The following is a 17,137-nucleotide window of genomic DNA, read 5'->3' as shown; positions in this document are numbered from 1 at the left end:
CCCTCTTATGCCAGACGCGTCGCCAGCTGGCCGTTCAAATCTTTGTGGATCTCACGCAGCAGCGCATCGGTGGTTTCCCAGCTAATGCAGGCATCGGTGACCGAGACGCCGGGCTTCATCGCGCTACGCGGCTGTTCCGATGACTGATTGCCTTCATGAATATTACTTTCAATCATCAGGCCGATAATTGAACGGTTGCCATCTTTAATCTGAGCAATCACAGATTCTGCAACCGCAGGCTGGCGACGGTAATCTTTATTCGAATTACCATGACTGCAATCTACCATCAGCGCCGGACGCAGTCCCGCCTGTTCCATCTCTTTTTCACACTGCGCGACATCCGCCGGGCTGTAGTTTGGCGCTTTACCACCGCGCAGGATCACATGCCCGTCCGGGTTGCCCTGCGTTTGCAGCAGGCATACCTGGCCCGCCTGGTTGATCCCGACAAAACGATGGGGCATGGCGGCGGCGCGCATGGCGTTAATCGCCGTGGCCAGGCTGCCGTCGGTACCGTTTTTAAAACCAACCGGCATAGACAGGCCAGACGCCATCTCGCGGTGGGTTTGTGACTCGGTGGTGCGCGCCCCAATCGCAGACCAGCTAAACAGATCGCCGAGGTACTGCGGGCTGTTCGGATCCAGCGCCTCGGTTGCCAGCGGCAGCCCCATGCTGACCAGCTCTACCAGCAGGCGACGCGCAATCTTCAGGCCGGCTTCCACATCAAACGAGCCATCCATGTGCGGATCGTTGATCAACCCTTTCCAGCCAACGGTCGTACGTGGCTTCTCAAAATAGACGCGCATCACCAGATAGAGGCTATCGCTGACCTCCTCCGCTAATGCTTTAAATCGACGAGCGTACTCAATGGCGGTTTCAGGATCGTGAATAGAGCAAGGACCACATACCACCAGCAGGCGCGGATCGCGGCCAGCGATAATGTCAGAAATGGTCTGGCGCGAGTGCTCAATCTGAGCTTCCTGCGCGACGCTCAGCGGGAATTCCGCCTTCAGTTGATCCGGGGTGATTAACACCTGTTCGTCAGTGATATGTACGTTGTTCAGCGCGTCTTTTTGCATGATTGCGATCCTGTCAAACTCGTTTGCGATAGTGGTTTTCCTCGAAGAGGTGACACAACGATATCACATTAAGTAAAGATTTCAATCCAAAATACGTACACATTACTTTACATCAACCCTTTAATTGCAAAAGTCATGGCCTAAAATCGTAAAGTTAAAATTACACACGCACGCCTGTAAGTCAGGCTATGCTCACAAAAAGGAGAATAGCCATGCGTTCAATTATTTTTATGTTGTTGTCGCTGATTTTGTCGGGTTGCAAGATCAATCCTTATACTTTTCAGCCTGACTGGACCAGCCCGGACTGGTTCACGGCCGGTAAAGAAGACGCTATGAATGGTGTTCCGGTTAAAGATAACCAGGCTCTGGCCGATAGTTTTAATGACCCTCAGGTTGATCGAGCGAAATATCTTCGTGGCTACGCTAACGGACAGAAAAAAATATGCGAAGAGGGCTTTATTCACGCCTGGGGATTAGCGGGCAAATCATTTCCTGCCAGCTGCGATGCAACTGAAAATGCAGTAAAACTGCATGAATCCTGGCAACAAGGATTGGATGAAAGTATGCGTTCCAGCAGGCTTAATTGAGCCTGCCTTAATTCCTCTGAATATAGCTCACTGTAAGATTTAGCTTAGGTCAAAACAGGGATATTTCTGACATAATGACGGCTTTGATAAACAATGGTATTCTGCCGACAATTCTTAAGGACATCTATTTCCGGGGCGGTTTGGCGGATTCTGATGAGAAATGCAATCTTGATCGCTTTGCTCCGACTCCCCCTGGTGCTAATACTGTTCATTTTAGTAGCCCCTGCAACGGCAGGCTCGTTCACGGAAACGGATAAATCAGTACGTTCGATTGTTTCTGGCATTGTGAGCTACACCCGATGGCCAGCACTGTCCGGCCAGCCTAAGCTCTGTATTTATGCCTCTTCCCATTACAGACAGGCGCTCAGCAGTGAAGATGAACACAACCCGTTGCCCTATAGTCCTGTCATTGTGCATAGCGATCGGGAAGCACTCGCAGCAAGGTGTGATGCCCTCTATTTCGGGAGCGAGTCGCCGGCAAAACAACAGGAAATAATAAATCAATATCAGGGCCAGGCGTTGCTATTAATGTCAGAACAAAATCCTGAATGCGTTATTGGCAGCGCATTTTGTCTGATAATAGAGCACAACCTCGTCAGGTTTTCCGTAAATCTGGATGCGCTGGCGCGCAGTGGCGTAAGAGTCAATCCGGATGTATTAATGCTCGCACGGAATAAGAAGCATGAATAAGGAAGTCGCACCAACACCGCGTCCGACGTTTAAAAGAACGTTGCGACGAATCAGCATGATAAGCGTCATTATAACGATGACGTTTATATGGTTGCTGCTGTGTTTCGCTTCCGTGGTGACATTAAAGCAATACGCGCAAAAAAACCTCGAACTTACCGGCGCCACCATGAGCCACAGCCTTGAAGCCTCTCTGGTGTTCAACGATGCCGTGGCGGCAAATGAAACGCTGGCGACCCTCGGCAAGCAGGGGCAGTTCGCCGTGGCGGAAGTGCTTAACGCACATCATAAACGGTTTGCCTGGTGGTCATGGAACCCGGCGGATAATACCGACACGCTGGGCGCGCTGGTCAACCGGTGGTTGTTCCCTGTTCCTGTCGCACAGCCCATCATACATAACGGCAATGTGATTGGCGAAATTCGTCTGACCGCGCGAGACAGCCTGATTAGCCACTTTATCTGGCTCTCATTTGCGGTCCTCACCGGCTGCATTCTTTTTGCCTCTGCCGTCGCATTGACCATCACTCGCTCGCTACATCATGGCATGGTTGTTGAAATGCAAAACATCACTGACGTTGTGCATGACGTTCGCACTAACCGCAACTTCTCTCGCCGGGTAACGGAAGGCCGCATTGAAGAGTTCCACCAGTTTGGTGAAGACTTCAACAGCCTGCTGGATGAAATGGAAGAGTGGCAGCTCAAGCTACAGGCGAAAAACGCTCAACTGTTGCGTACCGCCATGCACGATCCGCTCACGGGGCTTGCAAACCGCGCCGCGTTTCGCAACAACATTGCGGCATTAATGAACGACGCTTCAGCAAAAACCAATTCTGCCCTGCTCTTCCTGGACGGTGATAACTTTAAGGTTATCAATGACACCTGGGGTCATGCCGCGGGTGACTGCGTACTGATCGAAGCCGCCAAAAGGATGGTCGAGTTTGGCGAAAAACGTCATCAGTCTTACCGTCTTGGCGGCGATGAATTTGCCATGATCCTTTACGGCGTCCACACCGCACGTGAGGTCGAATTTATTTGCGCTGCTCTGTCGCAGCAATTTATCCGTCCGTTTGATCTGCATAACGGGCACACAGCATCAATGTCCCTCAGCATTGGCTTTGCTCTGGCGTGGGAAAATGCCTCCGTTGAAGCATTACTGGAGCAAGCCGATCGCAATATGTATCTGGTCAAAAACCAGCGTTCGAAAACAATATCCTGAAAGGAAGACGATATGTTAAAGCGATACTTTGCGCCGTTAATACTGGCATCACTGGTAATGTCCGGATGCCAGTCATCCCCTGAAGGGAAATTCACGCCAGAGCAAATTGCGGCCATGAAATCCTACGGCTTTAACGAACTGAATGGCGACTGGTCTCTGGGCCTGTCGGATAAGATCCTGTTTGATAAAAATGACGCCAGGCTGCGCCCGGAAAGTGAAACGCAGATCCAGACTATGGCCTCACGCCTGGCGGCAACCGGTCTGAACCACGCCAGGATGGATGGCCATACGGATAACTATGGCGAAGAGAGCTACAACGAAGCGCTTTCGTTAAAACGTGCCAATGTTGTGGCGGATGCCTGGGCGAAGGGCGCGAATATCCCGCGCAGCAATCTCACTACGCGGGGCTTAGGCAAAAAATACCCTATCAGCAGCAACCGCACTGCGCAGGGGCGAGCTGAAAACCGCCGGGTTGCGGTAGTCATCAGCACGCCTTAAGGCTATTTAACGGCTGTTCCGGCGAGCGACACGCCTGAACCTGCTCGCCAGCGCAGCCAGTCAATCACAATAAAGACCGCCAGACTGACGCCCATTACCGGCAACGCCAGCCCCAGCAGGAGGCTTATCAGGAACGTCATTCCCCTTCCCCACAGCGGCAATGCCAGCCAGCTTTGGCAGAGCGTCTGTACCGGATTCGCGGCTGACGTTGCAGGGCGACGCATCCACCACATCCGGTATCCCCAGATAATTAACACACACAGCGCAACGCCAAACGCGATGAGCAGCAGCTGATTTGCCAGACCAAACAGGATCCCCATATGGAAATCCACGCCCCAGCGGGTGAGTTTAGCCATCAGCGGGAAATCCCCGAAGCGAGTGCTGTCCAGCACCTTCAGTGAGTGGGGATCCACGGCAACGGCATCAACCTGCGTTGGCCAGCGGCGATCGATTTCCGTCACCGTCCAGGCCTGGTCGACCCTGCTTGCCGGACGGATCTCAACGTTGTTCGCATCAATCCCTGACTGGCGGGCGACCTGCAATACGTTGTCAAAAAGCGACAGTTTGACTGGCATTTCAGGCATCGTCATTCCCCCGTGATGACCACGATGTTCGGCGTGTTCATCCCTCATTTCCGGCGCACCGGAAAGGGTGGTATTTACCTGCGGCGTCAGCCAGTTCATCTCTGCACGCAGCTTATCGACGTTGCCACCGGCCCATTGTGACCAGGTTAACCCGGTGACTGAGAACAGCAGCATTCCCGCCAGTAACGTCCAGCCTAAGATCACATGCAGGCGACGACGATTCTGGAAACGATTGTTAATACGGCGCTTCGGTCGGGTGTAGAACCACAGCGCGATCCCGCCCAGGGCAGCAACCCACATCCACGAGGCGGCTAACTCGCTATAGAGGCGCCCGATGTTGCCCAGCATCAGCGAGGTATGCAGATAATCGATAGTCTGACGCAGCGGTAAAATCCCGCTGGTGCCGTACACGGTCATATCCCCTCGAATCTCAAGGCTGGTGGGATCAATAAAAATAGCCCGATGCTCGGAGGGACCCAGCGCCGGGTCGGCAAACATCACGCGGGTCGTTTCGCCCTCTTCCAGCCCCGGACGTACAGCATGTAAACGCAGCGCTGAACCCACGGCCTTTTCCGCCACGGCAATTTGTTCAGCAAGAGGCTGCGCCTCACCCACGGCATCCGTGTGGAGTGCATGATGGTACAGCGCCTTTTCAAGCTGCGGCGTGGCGACATACAGCGTTCCGGTCAGCGCTGCGAAGAAGATAAACGGACCGACAAACAGACCGATATAGAAATGGAGGCGACGCAGCAGGTTTCCCCATGCCGCGCGCGGAGTGCAGGTAGTCATACTTTTCCTTTTTAAGGCAAAAAGAGAGTGATTTTGTTTTAAAGGGAGAAAGCAGACCGACGCGGCGGCGCGCGGGTATCGGGGTAAAGCCAGGGGAAAAAGTGCCAGTGGCTGACCGCCTGACGAGGCGGTTTCACGCGCAGCCGCTGCAACACCACGCTGAGCAGAACGATAAGCGCCAGCATCACGCCCGGCACATGCGCTAACAGCACGCAGTAGCCGCATGCTTCAGCATGGTCAACTGGCATAGAATGCGGCATATCACTATGATGCTCGTCCATCGACATCATGCTCATGTCATGGTGCATACCCGGCATGGCGCTCATGGGATCTTTTTGCAGCGAGACGGAGATCAGCGGCGCCACGACGATCAGCAGGATCGCAAACAGCGCGGTCAATGCCGCTGCGCGTTTCCAGTTACGCTGATGCAGTACGTTATCCACTTATCCTCCACCCAAGAGGCGAACATTGTAAATGATTTATGACGGAAGGGTTAACGCGAGAGGTGCGATGGGATAAAAAAAGGGCCAGCCTTTCGGCCAGCCCTTTCTAACAGGATGTCGCTTAAGCGAATCTTAGTTCAGACGCTCTTTAATACGAGCAGACTTACCAGTACGCTCACGCAGGTAGTACAGTTTAGCTTTACGTACAGCACCACGACGTTTAACAGCAATGCTGTCAACTACCGGAGAGTGAGTCTGGAAGACACGCTCAACGCCTTCGCCGTTGGAAATTTTACGAACAGTGAATGCAGAGTGCAGACCGCGGTTACGAATAGCGATAACCACGCCCTCGAATGCCTGCAGACGTTTTTTGGAACCTTCAACAACCCATACTTTCACTTCCACGGTGTCACCTGGACGGAAGGAAGGTACGTCCTGCTTCATCTGCTCTTGTTCAAGTTGCTTAATAATGTTGCTCATAATTTAATCTCTTATCCTGGGTAAACTGATATTCGGGTGCGTATTACGCATTCCCATCATGTTCATGCTGCTGGTGCACGTGTTCAGTTTTGAACTCGGCCAGCAACTTTGCTTGCTCTTCAGTCAGAGCCAGGTTTTCCAGAAGTTCAGGTCTTCTAAGCCAGGTTCGGCCCAGCGACTGCTTCAAACGCCAGCGACGTATCTCGGCATGGTTTCCAGACAGTAACACTGCCGGGACTTCCATCCCTTCTAACACTTCAGGACGAGTATAGTGTGGACAGTCCAGCAACCCATCGGCAAAGGAATCTTCCGTTGCCGAAGCTTCATGGCCCAGAACCCCCGGAATAAACCGGGCGACGGAGTCAATCAGCGTCATTGCCGGTAACTCACCACCGCTGAGAACGTAATCGCCGATAGACCATTCTTCGTCAATCTCGGTTTGAATTACGCGCTCATCTATCCCTTCGTAGCGACCACAGACCAAAATCAGCTTTTGATTCGTCGCCAGTTCGCTCACGCCCGCTTGATCAAGCTTGCGTCCCTGAGGTGACAGATAAATCACCTTCGCGCCTTCACCTGCCGCGGCTTTTGCTGTGTGAATGGCATCCCGTAAGGGTTGCACCATCATCAACATCCCCGGTCCGCCGCCGTAAGGACGATCGTCCACGGTACGGTGCCGGTCGTGCGTGAAGTCACGAGGACTCCAGCTCTGGATGCTCAGCAGGCCATTCTTTACTGCCCGGCCAGTTACCCCGTAATCGGTAATCGCGCGGAACATTTCAGGAAACAGGCTAATTATGCCAATCCACATAGCGCCGTCTTTTACCGTTTATCCGGAGAATTTAAAAACCAGGATCCCAATCTACTTCAATGGTTTGAGTAGTGAGATCGACTTTCTTGATAACCTGTCCATCGAGGAACGGAACCAACCGCTCCTTGATGCCAAATGCATCTTTCAGGTTTGCCTTAATGACGAGAACGTCATTTGACCCGGTTTCCATCATGTCGATGACTTTCCCCAGGCTGTAGCCTTCAGTGGTCACTACCTGGCAACCCATAAGGTCTTTCCAGTAGTAGTCACCCTCTTCCAGCTGTGGCAACTGCGACGAATCCACAACAATTTCACAATTAGTCAGCGCATTCGCGGCATCACGATCGTCAATGCCTTTCAGCTTGATGATGATGTCCTGATTGTGGTGACGCCAGCTTTCCAGCTCGACCTCTTCCCACTTACCGGCTTTCTGGATAAACCAGGGCTGGTAATTAAAAATGCTATCAGCGTCTTCAGTGGAGGAAAACACTCTGAGCCAACCACGGATACCGTAGCAAGAACCCATTTTTCCCAATACGATCGGTTCAACAGGTGCTTTATTGCTCATCATGACCACCGTGACAGATTAAGCTGCTTTGTTTGCTGCTTTGATCAGCGTAGCAACGCGATCGGAAACAGTAGCGCCCTGGCCAACCCAGTGAGCGATACGATCCAGATCCAGACGGGTTTCTTCTTCTGCGCCAGCGGCCAGTGGGTTGAAGAAACCAACGCGCTCGATGAAGCGACCGTTGCGTGCATTACGGCTGTCAGTCACAACAACCTGGTAGAACGGACGCTTTTTAGCGCCGTGACGAGCTAAACGAATAGTTACCATAACATCCTCTTGTGTGAATAAAACAACCGGGCCCCATCGAGGAACGGAGCCCGGGTGTCATATTAAAAGCCCGAAAATTTTACTCATTTTCGGGCAAAAAGCAATCTCAAAAGCGATTAACGCCCAGGAAAACCGGGAGGCATCATGCCTTTCATGCCGCGCATCATCTTCGCCATGCCGCCTTTCTTCATTTTCTTCATCATGCGCTGCATGTCGTCGAACTGTTTCAGAAGGCGGTTAACGTCCTGCACCTGCATGCCGCAACCGGCTGCGATACGGCGTTTACGGGAACCTTTGATGATTTCTGGCTTCGCGCGCTCTTTCAGCGTCATCGAGTTGATGATGGCCTCCATACGCACCAGCACTTTGTCATCCATCTGGGATTTGACGTTGTCCGGGATCTGGCCCATGCCTGGCAGTTTGCCCATCAGGCTTGCCATGCCGCCCATGTTTTTCATCTGACGCAGCTGCTCAAGGAAGTCGGTCAGATCGAAACCGTCGCCTTTTTTCAGCTTGCTGGCGAGTTTTTCCGCCTGCGCGCGGTCAACCTTGCTTTCAATATCTTCGATCAGCGACAGCACGTCGCCCATGCCGAGGATACGGGAGGCAATACGATCCGGATGGAACGGCTCCAGCGCTTCGGTTTTCTCGCCCACGCCGAGGAACTTGATTGGCTTACCGGTGATATGACGAATAGAGAGCGCCGCACCGCCGCGGGCATCGCCGTCGACTTTGGTCAGCACCACGCCGGTTAACGGCAGGGCTTCGTTAAACGCTTTTGCGGTGTTCGCTGCATCCTGACCGGTCATGGCGTCAACAACAAACAGGGTCTCTACCGGATTGATAGAGGCATGCACCTGCTTGATTTCGTCCATCATCGCTTCGTCAACGTGCAGACGACCGGCGGTATCCACCAGCAGCACGTCGTAGAATTTCAGCTTCGCCTCTTTCAGCGCCGCGTTAACGATATCGACAGGCTTCTGCGCCACGTCGGACGGGAAGAAGTCTACGCCAACCTGCTCGGCCAACGTTTCCAGCTGTTTGATCGCCGCCGGGCGATACACGTCCGCCGACACCACCAGCACCTTTTTCTTGTGCTTTTCGCGCAGGAATTTCCCCAGCTTACCGACGCTGGTAGTTTTACCCGCACCTTGCAGACCCGCCATCAGCACGACGGCCGGCGGCTGAGCCGCCAGGTTTAGCACCTGGTTCTCTTCACCCATCGCCGAAACCAGTTCGTTACGGACGATTTTGACGAACTCCTGACCCGGAGTCAGGCTCTTGTTCACTTCATGGCCAACCGCTTTCTCTTTCACGCGGTTGATAAAATCACGTACGACCGGCAACGCGACGTCTGCTTCCAGCAGCGCCATGCGCACTTCGCGCAGCGTTTCCTTGATGTTCTCTTCGGTGAGGCGTCCACGGCCGCTGATGTTGCGCAGCGTGCGCGACAAACGATCGGTTAAATTATCAAACATTGTCTCTCGCCTGGGGTAGAAACGTTAGGTCGCCTGGGCGACACATACACAGAATTTTGCCGGAGTATAACATGAAGGCGCCTTTGTTGTTATGCAACGGTTGGAGCAGGCGTCACGTAACGTTATACTGCTTCTCTTTCTTATTAAGACAACTGTCGACGCCTATATGCCTGTTTTCGCACTGATCGCCCTTGTTGCCTACTCTGTCAGCCTCGCGCTGATCATTCCTGGCCTGCTGCAAAAAAACAGCGGCTGGCGGCGCATGGCTATTCTTTCGGCAGTGATCGCACTGATTAGCCATGCGTTTGCGCTGGAATCACGCATCATTCCCGGCGACGGCAGCGTGCAGAATCTGAGCGTACTGAACGTCGGCTCGCTGGTCAGCCTGATGATCTGTACGGTCATGACCATTGTCGCGTCTAAAAACCGTGGCTGGCTGCTGCTGCCGATAGTCTACGCCTTTGCGCTGATCAACCTGGCGTTAGCCACGTTCATGCCCAATGAGTTTATTACTCACCTGGAAGCCACGCCGGGGATGCTGGTGCATATTGGCCTGTCGCTGTTCTCCTACGCGACGCTGATCATCGCCGCCCTTTACGCCATGCAACTCGCCTGGATTGACTACCAGCTGAAAAATAAAAAGCTGGCGTTTAACCACGAAATGCCGCCGCTGATGGTGATTGAGCGTAAGATGTTCCACATCACCCAGGTCGGTGTGGTTCTGCTGACGCTGACGCTGTGCACGGGCTTGTTTTATATGAAGAACCTGTTCAGCGTGGAGAATATCGATAAAGCGGTCCTCTCCATCATCGCGTGGTTTGTCTATATTGTCCTGTTATGGGGCCATTATCATGAAGGCTGGCGCGGTCGTCGCGTGGTCTGGTTCAACGTAGCGGGTGCGGGCATTCTCACGCTTGCCTATTTTGGTAGCCGCTTCATACAGCAATTTGCTGGCTAAGTAACAAAAGGAGTTCCCCCTGGAACACATCTCTACCACCACGCTGATCGTCATTCTGGTCATCATGGTGGTCATCTCCGCTTATTTCTCTGGCTCTGAAACCGGCATGATGACGCTGAACCGCTACCGGTTACGCCATCGCGCCAAGCAGGGTAACCGTGCCGCGCGTCGTGTCGAAAAGCTTCTGCGTAAGCCGGACCGGCTGATTAGCCTGGTGCTTATCGGTAACAACCTGGTCAATATTCTCGCCTCTGCACTGGGCACCATCGTCGGGATGCGTCTATACGGCAACGCAGGCGTGGCGATTGCCACAGGTGTGCTCACGTTTGTGGTGCTGGTGTTTGCGGAAGTGCTGCCCAAAACCATCGCCGCGCTTTACCCGGAAAAAGTCGCCTACCCGAGCAGCTTCCTGTTAGCACCGCTGCTTATTCTGATGATGCCGTTGGTCTGGCTGCTGAATATGGTGACACGGGTGCTGATGCGCATGGTCGGTATAAAGGCAGACGTCACCATCAGTAGCGCGCTCAGCAAAGACGAACTGCGTACCATCGTGAATGAATCCCGCTCGCAGATCTCCCGCCGCAATCAGGACATGCTCCTGTCGGTGCTGGATCTGGAAAAGGTCAGCGTTGACGACATCATGGTGCCGCGCAATGAAATCGTCGGGATTGATATCAACGACGACTGGAAGGCCATTGTCCGCCAGCTGACGCACTCCCCGCACGGGCGTATCGTCCTCTATCGCGATTCCCTCGACGATGCCATCAGCATGCTGCGCGTGCGCGAGGCCTATCGTCTGATGACTGAGAAAAACGAGTTCACCAAAGAGGTGATGCTGCGCGCCGCCGACGAAATTTACTACGTGCCGGAAGGCACCCCACTCAGCACGCAACTGGTGAAGTTCCAGCGAAACAAGAAGAAAGTCGGCCTGGTGGTGGATGAATACGGCGATATACAGGGGCTGGTGACGGTCGAAGATATTCTGGAAGAGATTGTCGGGGACTTTACCACGTCAATGTCGCCTTCCCTTGCGGAAGAAGTCACCCCGCAAAACGACGGGTCAGTGCTTATCGACGGCAGCGCAAACATTCGTGAAATCAATAAAGCGTTCAACTGGCATTTGCCGGAAGACGAAGCGCGGACGATGAACGGAATGATCCTGGAAGCGCTGGAAGAGATCCCGGCGGCAGGCACGCGCGTGCGCATTGAACAGTATGATATTGATATTCTGGACGTTCAGGACAACATGATTAAGCAGGTGAAGGTCCTGCCCGTTAAACCTTTACGCGAAAGTATCGCCGAATAAAATGTAGGCCGGGTAAGGCGAACGCCGCCACCCGGCACTACAGGCAGCACGTTATGCTTTCGCTTTCGCCACGGTCACCATCGCAGCGCGAATAGTACGACCGTTCAGGGTATACCCTTTCTGCATCACGCCCAGCACGTTACCCGCGGCAACGTCTTCGGATTCCACCATCGCAATGGCCTGGTGAACGTTTGGATCCAGCGGTACATCCGTATCGGCAATCACTTCAACACCGAACTTACGCACCACATCCAGCATGGATTTCAGCGTCAGCTCAATGCCTTCAATCATCGCCGCGTTATCCGGGTTAGCTTTATCCGCCACTTCCAGCGCGCGATCCAGGCTGTCGATCACCGGAAGCAGTTCGTTGACGAATTTCTCCAGCGCAAATTTGTGCGCCTTTTCAACGTCCAGCTCGGTACGACGGCGCAGGTTTTCCATTTCCGCTTTGATACGCAGTACGCCATCGCGTTCGCGATTCTGCGCTTCTACCAACTGAGCTTCCAGGTTGGCAATTTTTTCATCGCGCGGGTCCACCTGCTCAGCAGACGTGTCTGGCTCTACTGCCTCAACTTCATCGTGCTGTTCCGTGATAATTTCTTCAGGGGCTTGCCCCTCAGGCGTTTTCTGTTCTTTACTACTCATGAATTTCTCCGCGTTTTTCTGCATTCATCTCGCTAACTTCGCTTATTATGGGGATCAGTTTCCTGGATTCAAGGGAACAAGGCAGATTGTCATCATTCATCAGGCACAAGGACCTCCAGAAAATGAATAATCATTTCAGGTGTATTGGGATCGTCGGCCATCCGCGTCACCCTACCGCATTGACGACACATGAAATGTTGTATCGCTGGCTGTGTGGTAAAGGCTATGAAGTGATGGTCGAGCAGCAGATCGCCCAGGAGTTGCAGCTTAAAAGCGTCAGAACCGGCACGCTGGCGGAAATTGGCCAGCAGGCGGATCTCGCCGTGGTGGTCGGTGGCGACGGCAATATGCTGGGCGCGGCGCGAACGCTGGCTCGCTATGATATTAAGGTTATTGGTATTAACCGTGGCAATCTCGGTTTCCTGACCGACCTCGACCCGGACAATGCGCAGCAGCAGCTGGCGGACGTGCTGGAAGGCCACTATATCAGTGAAAAACGGTTTTTACTGGAAGCCCAGGTGTGTCAGCAGGACTGCCAGAAGCGCATCAGCACCGCCATTAACGAGGTGGTTCTCCATCCCGGTAAAGTGGCGCACATGATCGAGTTCGAAGTCTATATCGACGAAATCTTCGCTTTCTCGCAGCGTTCTGACGGGCTGATTATTTCAACCCCGACGGGGTCAACTGCCTACTCGCTTTCAGCCGGAGGCCCAATCCTGACGCCATCGCTGGATGCCATTACCCTGGTGCCGATGTTCCCGCATACGCTCTCGGCGCGTCCGCTGGTGATCAACGGCGACAGCACCATCCGCCTGCGTTTTTCCCATCGCCGTAACGACCTGGAGATCAGCTGCGACAGTCAGATTGCGCTCCCCATTCAGGAAGGTGAAGATGTCCTCATTCGCCGCTGCGATTACCATCTGAACCTGATTCACCCGAAAGATTACAGCTATTTCAACACATTAAGCTCCAAGCTCGGCTGGTCAAAAAAATTGTTCTGATTTTGCATCCAGCACTTTACTGTATATAAAACCAGTTTATACTGTATACAAACACAGTTATGGTTTTTCATACAGGAAAACAATTATGCTGGCACAACTGACCATCAGCAACTTTGCCATTGTTCGTGAGCTTGAGATCGACTTCCATAGCGGAATGACGGCGATTACCGGTGAAACCGGTGCAGGTAAATCCATTGCCATTGATGCCCTCGGCTTGTGCCTCGGCGGTCGTGCTGAGGGGGATATGGTGCGCACAGGCGCCGCCCGTGCCGATCTCTGCGCCCGCTTCTCGTTGAAAGACACACCTGCCGCCCTGCGCTGGCTGGAAGCGAACCAGCTCGAAGACGGACGTGAGTGTTTACTTCGCCGCGTCATCAGCAGCGATGGCCGCTCCCGCGGTTTTATCAATGGTACAGCGGTTCCCCTTTCCCAGCTTCGCGAGCTGGGCCAGCTGCTCATCCAGATCCATGGTCAGCATGCGCACCAGCAGTTAATCAAACCCGAACAACAGAAAGCCCTGCTTGATGGCTACGCAGGTGAGTACGCGCTTACTCAACTCATGGCGGAGCACTATCGTCAGTGGCATCAAAGCTGCCGCGAACTTGCGCAGCATCAGCAGCAAAGCCAGGAGCGTACCGCGCGCGCCGAGCTGCTGGAATATCAGCTGAAAGAGCTGAACGAATTTAACCCGCAGGCGGGTGAATTTGAGCAAATCGACGAAGAGTACAAGCGTCTGGCCAACAGCGGTCAGCTGCTTTCCACCAGCCAGACTGCCCTTAATATGCTGGCGGATGGCGAAGACGTGAATTTGCAGAGCCAGCTGTATAACGTGCGTCAGCTTGTGACCGAACTGACCGGCATGGACAATAAGCTTTCTGGCGTACTGGAAATGCTGGAAGAGGCCGCGATTCAGATTTCAGAAGCCGGGGATGAACTGCGCCACTACTGTGAACGTCTGGATCTCGACCCGAACCGTCTGTTCGAGCTTGAGCAACGCATATCCCGTCAGATTTCACTGGCGCGTAAGCATCACGTAACCCCGGAAGAGCTGCCGAATTACTATCAGTCTCTGCTGGAGGAACAGCAGCAGCTGGACGATCAGGCCGATTCCCTTGAAACCTTGTCTCTGGCGGTTAATCTGCATCATCAGCAGGCGCTGGAAACGGCGAAACGGCTGCATGACGTGCGGCAACACTATGCGCTGGAGCTTAGCCAGCACATTACCGACAGCATGCATACGCTGGCGATGCCGCATGGGGTGTTCACCATAGATGTTCGCTTTGAAGAGAATCACCTGACGGCGGAAGGCGCAGATCGCGTAGAATTCCGCGTCACCACCAACCCGGGCCAGCCTTTGCAGGCGATTTCGAAAGTGGCTTCCGGCGGTGAACTGTCGCGTATCGCCCTGGCCATTCAGGTGATTACCGCCCGTAAAATGGAAACCCCGGCGTTGATTTTCGATGAAGTGGATGTGGGTATCAGCGGCCCGACCGCGGCCGTTGTCGGCAAACTGCTGCGTCAGTTAGGTGAATCGACGCAGGTCATGTGTGTGACTCACCTGCCGCAGGTCGCCGGTTGTGGTCATCACCACTTTATCGTCAGCAAGGAAACCGATGGCGAAATGACGGAAACGCACATGAAGCCGCTGGATAAACGCTCACGCTTGCAGGAGCTGGCACGCCTGCTCGGCGGCAGTGAAGTCACCCGCAATACGCTTGCGAATGCGAAAGAACTGCTGGCGGCATAAACTTTTTCGGGATCTCAGGGTCATACAGAACAACAAAAACGCCGCCAGACCGGTTTCAAAGTGGGGCAAGGTCTATTATCATCGGCATATTACATATGAGCCGCGTACTGCTCGGGCCCGAAAAGGAATCAAATCACTATGCGCTGTAAAACGCTGACCGCTGCCGCAGCGGTTCTTCTGATGTTGACCGCAGGCTGTTCCACTCTGGAGAAAGTGGTTTACCGTCCTGATATCAACCAGGGGAACTACCTTACCCCTAACGATGTGTCCAAAATCCGCGTGGGTATGACACAACAGCAGGTAGCTTATGCCCTGGGAACCCCGATGATGTCCGATCCGTTCGGCACAAACACCTGGTTCTATGTATTCCGCCAGCAGCCTGGTCATGAAGATGTGACCCAGCAAACCCTGACGCTGACCTTCAGCAGTGCCGGCGTGCTGACCAACATCGACAACAAGCCTGCCCTGACCAAATAATCAGGCGTCAGCAACGCAAAAAGGTGCTCATTGAGCACCTTTTTTGTATCTGAATTCTTACGCAGAATCGTAGTCCCGGTAAGCGAAGCGCCACCGGGGGAGAAAGCGCTACTTACCCGATTTCTCCGCTCGCTGACGGCGCAGCTCTTTCGGGTCAGCAATCAGCGGGCGATAAATCTCAACCCGATCGCCATCCTTCAGCGTATCAGCAAGCTTTACCGGACGGCTATAAATGCCGACTTTATTCTTCGCCAGGTCAATATCACGGCGAAGTTCAAGGATGCCGGAGGCCCGGATAGCCGCCTCAACGGTGGCGCCCTCTTCAAGCGTCACGCGCTGCAAATACTGCTTCTCCGGCAGCGCATACACCACCTCAACAGCAATCTTATGCGACACTGTAAACCTCTTTGGCGCGCGTGGTGAACGCCTGAACCATATTCGAGGCCAGCTCTTTAAAGATACGGCCAAACGCCAGTTCGATCAGCTTATTGGTAAATTCAAAATCCAGATGAAACTCAATGCGGCAGGCGTCAGCGCTCAGCGGCGTAAACTTCCACCCCCCCATCAGTTTTTTAAACGGACCATCCACCAGATGCATCAAAATACTCTGATTGCTCGTCAGGGTATTGCGCGTGGTGAACGTTTTGCTGATCCCCGCTTTGGAGACATCCACGGCCGCAGTCATCTGCGTCGGGCCGGATTCCAGCACCCGGCTACCGGTGCATCCCGGAATAAATTCCGGATACGACTGAACGTCGTTCACTAACTGATACATTTGTTCCGCGCTGTAGGGAACAAGCGCGGTACGGCTAATCTGAGGCATAGCATTTTCCATGGTCACACAACAGACAAATAATAACATTTATCACCTGTTAAAAAAACGCTAAGCCTTATCTCGTGCTAAGATAGCGCGTTAGACCTCACAGGACGCAATGAGGTGACTTTTTAAAATCAGATTACCGACGGCTTTACGACACTTATGACGAAGAAAAAAGCACATAAACCTGGTTCGGCGACCATTGCGCTTAACAAGCGTGCTCGCCACGAGTATTTCATCGAAGAAGAATTCGAGGCCGGCCTTGCGTTGCAGGGCTGGGAAGTAAAATCGCTGCGTGCCGGGAAAGCCAATATCGGCGACAGCTACGTGATCCTGAAAGACGGTGAGGCCTTCCTGTTCGGCGCGAACTTTACGCCGCTGACCGTCGCCTCTTCACATTACGTCTGCGATCCTACCCGCACCCGTAAGCTGCTGCTGAACAAGCGCGAACTGGAATCCCTCTACGGACGCATCAACCGCGAAGGCTTCACCGTGGTGGCGCTCTCTTTGTACTGGAAAAATGCCTGGTGCAAAGTGAAAATCGGCGTGGCGAAAGGTAAGAAACAGCACGACAAACGTACTGACCTGAAAGCACGCGAGTGGCAGCTCGACAAAGCACGTATCATGAAAAACGCAGGACGTTGATTCTGCGCACTTATTGTACTATTCAATAAGTTAGCGTTTCGGGCTGGTGTCGAGGAA

General features: G+C 53.5%; 21 protein-coding genes. 10 read left to right on the top strand and 11 right to left on the bottom strand.

The window, feature by feature from the left end:
* Positions 1–5 precede the first annotated feature (5 nt).
* Positions 6–1,076: a 3-deoxy-7-phosphoheptulonate synthase AroF gene (aroF, locus tag SK54_RS07725; protein ID WP_006811632.1), complete on the bottom strand. Its 1,071-nt coding sequence runs from the start codon at positions 1,074–1,076 to the stop codon at positions 6–8.
* 212 nt (positions 1,077–1,288) lie between these two features.
* On the opposite strand from aroF, the gene SK54_RS07720 reads away from it, so the two are divergent.
* The 4 genes from SK54_RS07720 (at position 1,289) to SK54_RS07705 (ending at position 4,064) form a co-directional block, all read left to right on the top strand.
* The gene (locus SK54_RS07720; RefSeq protein WP_048247000.1) at positions 1,289–1,663 is read left to right on the top strand and encodes a DUF2799 domain-containing protein; all 375 of its coding nucleotides are present in this window, start codon (positions 1,289–1,291) and stop codon (positions 1,661–1,663) included.
* 153 nt (positions 1,664–1,816) lie between these two features.
* Positions 1,817–2,353, top strand: a complete 537-nt coding sequence (locus SK54_RS07715; RefSeq protein ID WP_015571570.1) for a regulatory sequestration protein YfiR — start codon at positions 1,817–1,819, stop codon at positions 2,351–2,353.
* A complete protein-coding gene (gene dgcN / locus SK54_RS07710) occupies positions 2,346–3,566 on the top strand; it encodes a diguanylate cyclase DgcN/YfiN (protein ID WP_017692859.1) in 1,221 nt (406 codons plus the stop codon). The genes SK54_RS07715 and dgcN overlap by 8 nt, the downstream gene beginning before the upstream one ends.
* Positions 3,567–3,578: 12 nt before the next feature.
* A complete protein-coding gene (locus SK54_RS07705; RefSeq protein WP_017692858.1) occupies positions 3,579–4,064 on the top strand; it encodes an OmpA family protein in 486 nt (161 codons plus the stop codon).
* 2 nt (positions 4,065–4,066) lie between these two features.
* Here the strand turns inward: SK54_RS07705 and SK54_RS07700 are convergent, their stop codons facing one another.
* The 7 genes from SK54_RS07700 to ffh all read right to left on the bottom strand — a co-directional run bounded on the left by SK54_RS07700 (position 4,067) and on the right by ffh (position 9,484).
* Positions 4,067–5,437 (bottom strand): PepSY-associated TM helix domain-containing protein, encoded by a 1,371-nt coding sequence (locus SK54_RS07700; protein WP_015571573.1) that lies wholly within the window; start codon positions 5,435–5,437, stop codon positions 4,067–4,069.
* A gap of 38 nt (positions 5,438–5,475) precedes the next feature.
* Positions 5,476–5,880 carry a DUF2946 domain-containing protein gene (locus tag SK54_RS07695; protein ID WP_017692856.1) on the bottom strand — a complete coding sequence of 135 codons (405 nt, stop codon included), beginning with the start codon at positions 5,878–5,880 and terminating at the stop codon, positions 5,476–5,478.
* Between the two features lie 132 nt (positions 5,881–6,012).
* Positions 6,013–6,360 (bottom strand): 50S ribosomal protein L19, encoded by a 348-nt coding sequence (rplS, locus tag SK54_RS07690; RefSeq protein ID WP_002914145.1) that lies wholly within the window; start codon positions 6,358–6,360, stop codon positions 6,013–6,015.
* A gap of 43 nt (positions 6,361–6,403) precedes the next feature.
* A complete protein-coding gene (trmD, locus tag SK54_RS07685; protein ID WP_015571574.1) occupies positions 6,404–7,171 on the bottom strand; it encodes a tRNA (guanosine(37)-N1)-methyltransferase TrmD in 768 nt (255 codons plus the stop codon).
* Between the two features lie 31 nt (positions 7,172–7,202).
* A complete protein-coding gene (gene rimM / locus SK54_RS07680) occupies positions 7,203–7,742 on the bottom strand; it encodes a ribosome maturation factor RimM (protein WP_015571575.1) in 540 nt (179 codons plus the stop codon).
* A gap of 15 nt (positions 7,743–7,757) precedes the next feature.
* The gene (rpsP, locus tag SK54_RS07675; RefSeq protein ID WP_003863133.1) at positions 7,758–8,006 is read right to left on the bottom strand and encodes a 30S ribosomal protein S16; all 249 of its coding nucleotides are present in this window, start codon (positions 8,004–8,006) and stop codon (positions 7,758–7,760) included.
* Between the two features lie 116 nt (positions 8,007–8,122).
* Positions 8,123–9,484 (bottom strand): signal recognition particle protein, encoded by a 1,362-nt coding sequence (ffh, locus tag SK54_RS07670; protein WP_003863132.1) that lies wholly within the window; start codon positions 9,482–9,484, stop codon positions 8,123–8,125.
* Between the two features lie 166 nt (positions 9,485–9,650).
* Between ffh and SK54_RS07665 the strand changes: the two genes are divergently transcribed.
* The gene (locus SK54_RS07665) at positions 9,651–10,442 is read left to right on the top strand and encodes a cytochrome C assembly family protein (RefSeq protein ID WP_014832951.1); all 792 of its coding nucleotides are present in this window, start codon (positions 9,651–9,653) and stop codon (positions 10,440–10,442) included.
* A 19-nt stretch (positions 10,443–10,461) separates the two neighbouring features.
* Entirely contained in the window at positions 10,462–11,748 is a 1,287-nt protein-coding gene (locus tag SK54_RS07660; RefSeq protein WP_026094274.1) for an HlyC/CorC family transporter, read from the top strand.
* A 51-nt stretch (positions 11,749–11,799) separates the two neighbouring features.
* On the opposite strand, the gene grpE is transcribed toward SK54_RS07660, so the two are convergent.
* A complete protein-coding gene (gene grpE, locus SK54_RS07655; RefSeq protein WP_003863126.1) occupies positions 11,800–12,393 on the bottom strand; it encodes a nucleotide exchange factor GrpE in 594 nt (197 codons plus the stop codon).
* A gap of 122 nt (positions 12,394–12,515) precedes the next feature.
* Between grpE and nadK the strand changes: the two genes are divergently transcribed.
* The 3 genes from nadK to bamE all read left to right on the top strand — a co-directional run bounded on the left by nadK (position 12,516) and on the right by bamE (position 15,618).
* Positions 12,516–13,394 carry an NAD(+) kinase gene (gene nadK, locus SK54_RS07645; RefSeq protein WP_017383004.1) on the top strand — a complete coding sequence of 293 codons (879 nt, stop codon included), beginning with the start codon at positions 12,516–12,518 and terminating at the stop codon, positions 13,392–13,394.
* Positions 13,395–13,479: 85 nt separating this feature from the next.
* Complete coding sequence (gene recN, locus SK54_RS07640; protein WP_015571579.1) at positions 13,480–15,141, top strand: DNA repair protein RecN; 1,662 nt, start codon at positions 13,480–13,482, stop codon at positions 15,139–15,141.
* A gap of 138 nt (positions 15,142–15,279) precedes the next feature.
* Positions 15,280–15,618 carry an outer membrane protein assembly factor BamE gene (gene bamE, locus SK54_RS07635; RefSeq protein ID WP_003863121.1) on the top strand — a complete coding sequence of 113 codons (339 nt, stop codon included), beginning with the start codon at positions 15,280–15,282 and terminating at the stop codon, positions 15,616–15,618.
* A 108-nt stretch (positions 15,619–15,726) separates the two neighbouring features.
* Here bamE and SK54_RS07630 read toward each other — a convergent pair whose 3' ends face one another.
* Both SK54_RS07630 and SK54_RS07625 read right to left on the bottom strand, forming a co-directional pair.
* A complete protein-coding gene (locus SK54_RS07630; protein ID WP_023304268.1) occupies positions 15,727–16,014 on the bottom strand; it encodes an RnfH family protein in 288 nt (95 codons plus the stop codon).
* A complete protein-coding gene (locus SK54_RS07625) occupies positions 16,004–16,441 on the bottom strand; it encodes a type II toxin-antitoxin system RatA family toxin (protein WP_003863117.1) in 438 nt (145 codons plus the stop codon). The genes SK54_RS07630 and SK54_RS07625 overlap by 11 nt, the downstream gene beginning before the upstream one ends.
* A gap of 156 nt (positions 16,442–16,597) precedes the next feature.
* Here SK54_RS07625 and smpB point away from each other — a divergent pair, with 156 nt between their 5' ends.
* Positions 16,598–17,080: an SsrA-binding protein SmpB gene (gene smpB / locus SK54_RS07620; protein WP_003863115.1), complete on the top strand. Its 483-nt coding sequence runs from the start codon at positions 16,598–16,600 to the stop codon at positions 17,078–17,080.
* Positions 17,081–17,137 lie beyond the last annotated feature (57 nt).

This window comes from Enterobacter sp. MGH120 (assembly GCF_001037725.1).
GTDB classification, from domain to species: domain Bacteria; phylum Pseudomonadota; class Gammaproteobacteria; order Enterobacterales; family Enterobacteriaceae; genus Enterobacter; species Enterobacter hormaechei_C.
This window is presented reverse-complemented; position numbering and strand designations above follow the sequence as displayed.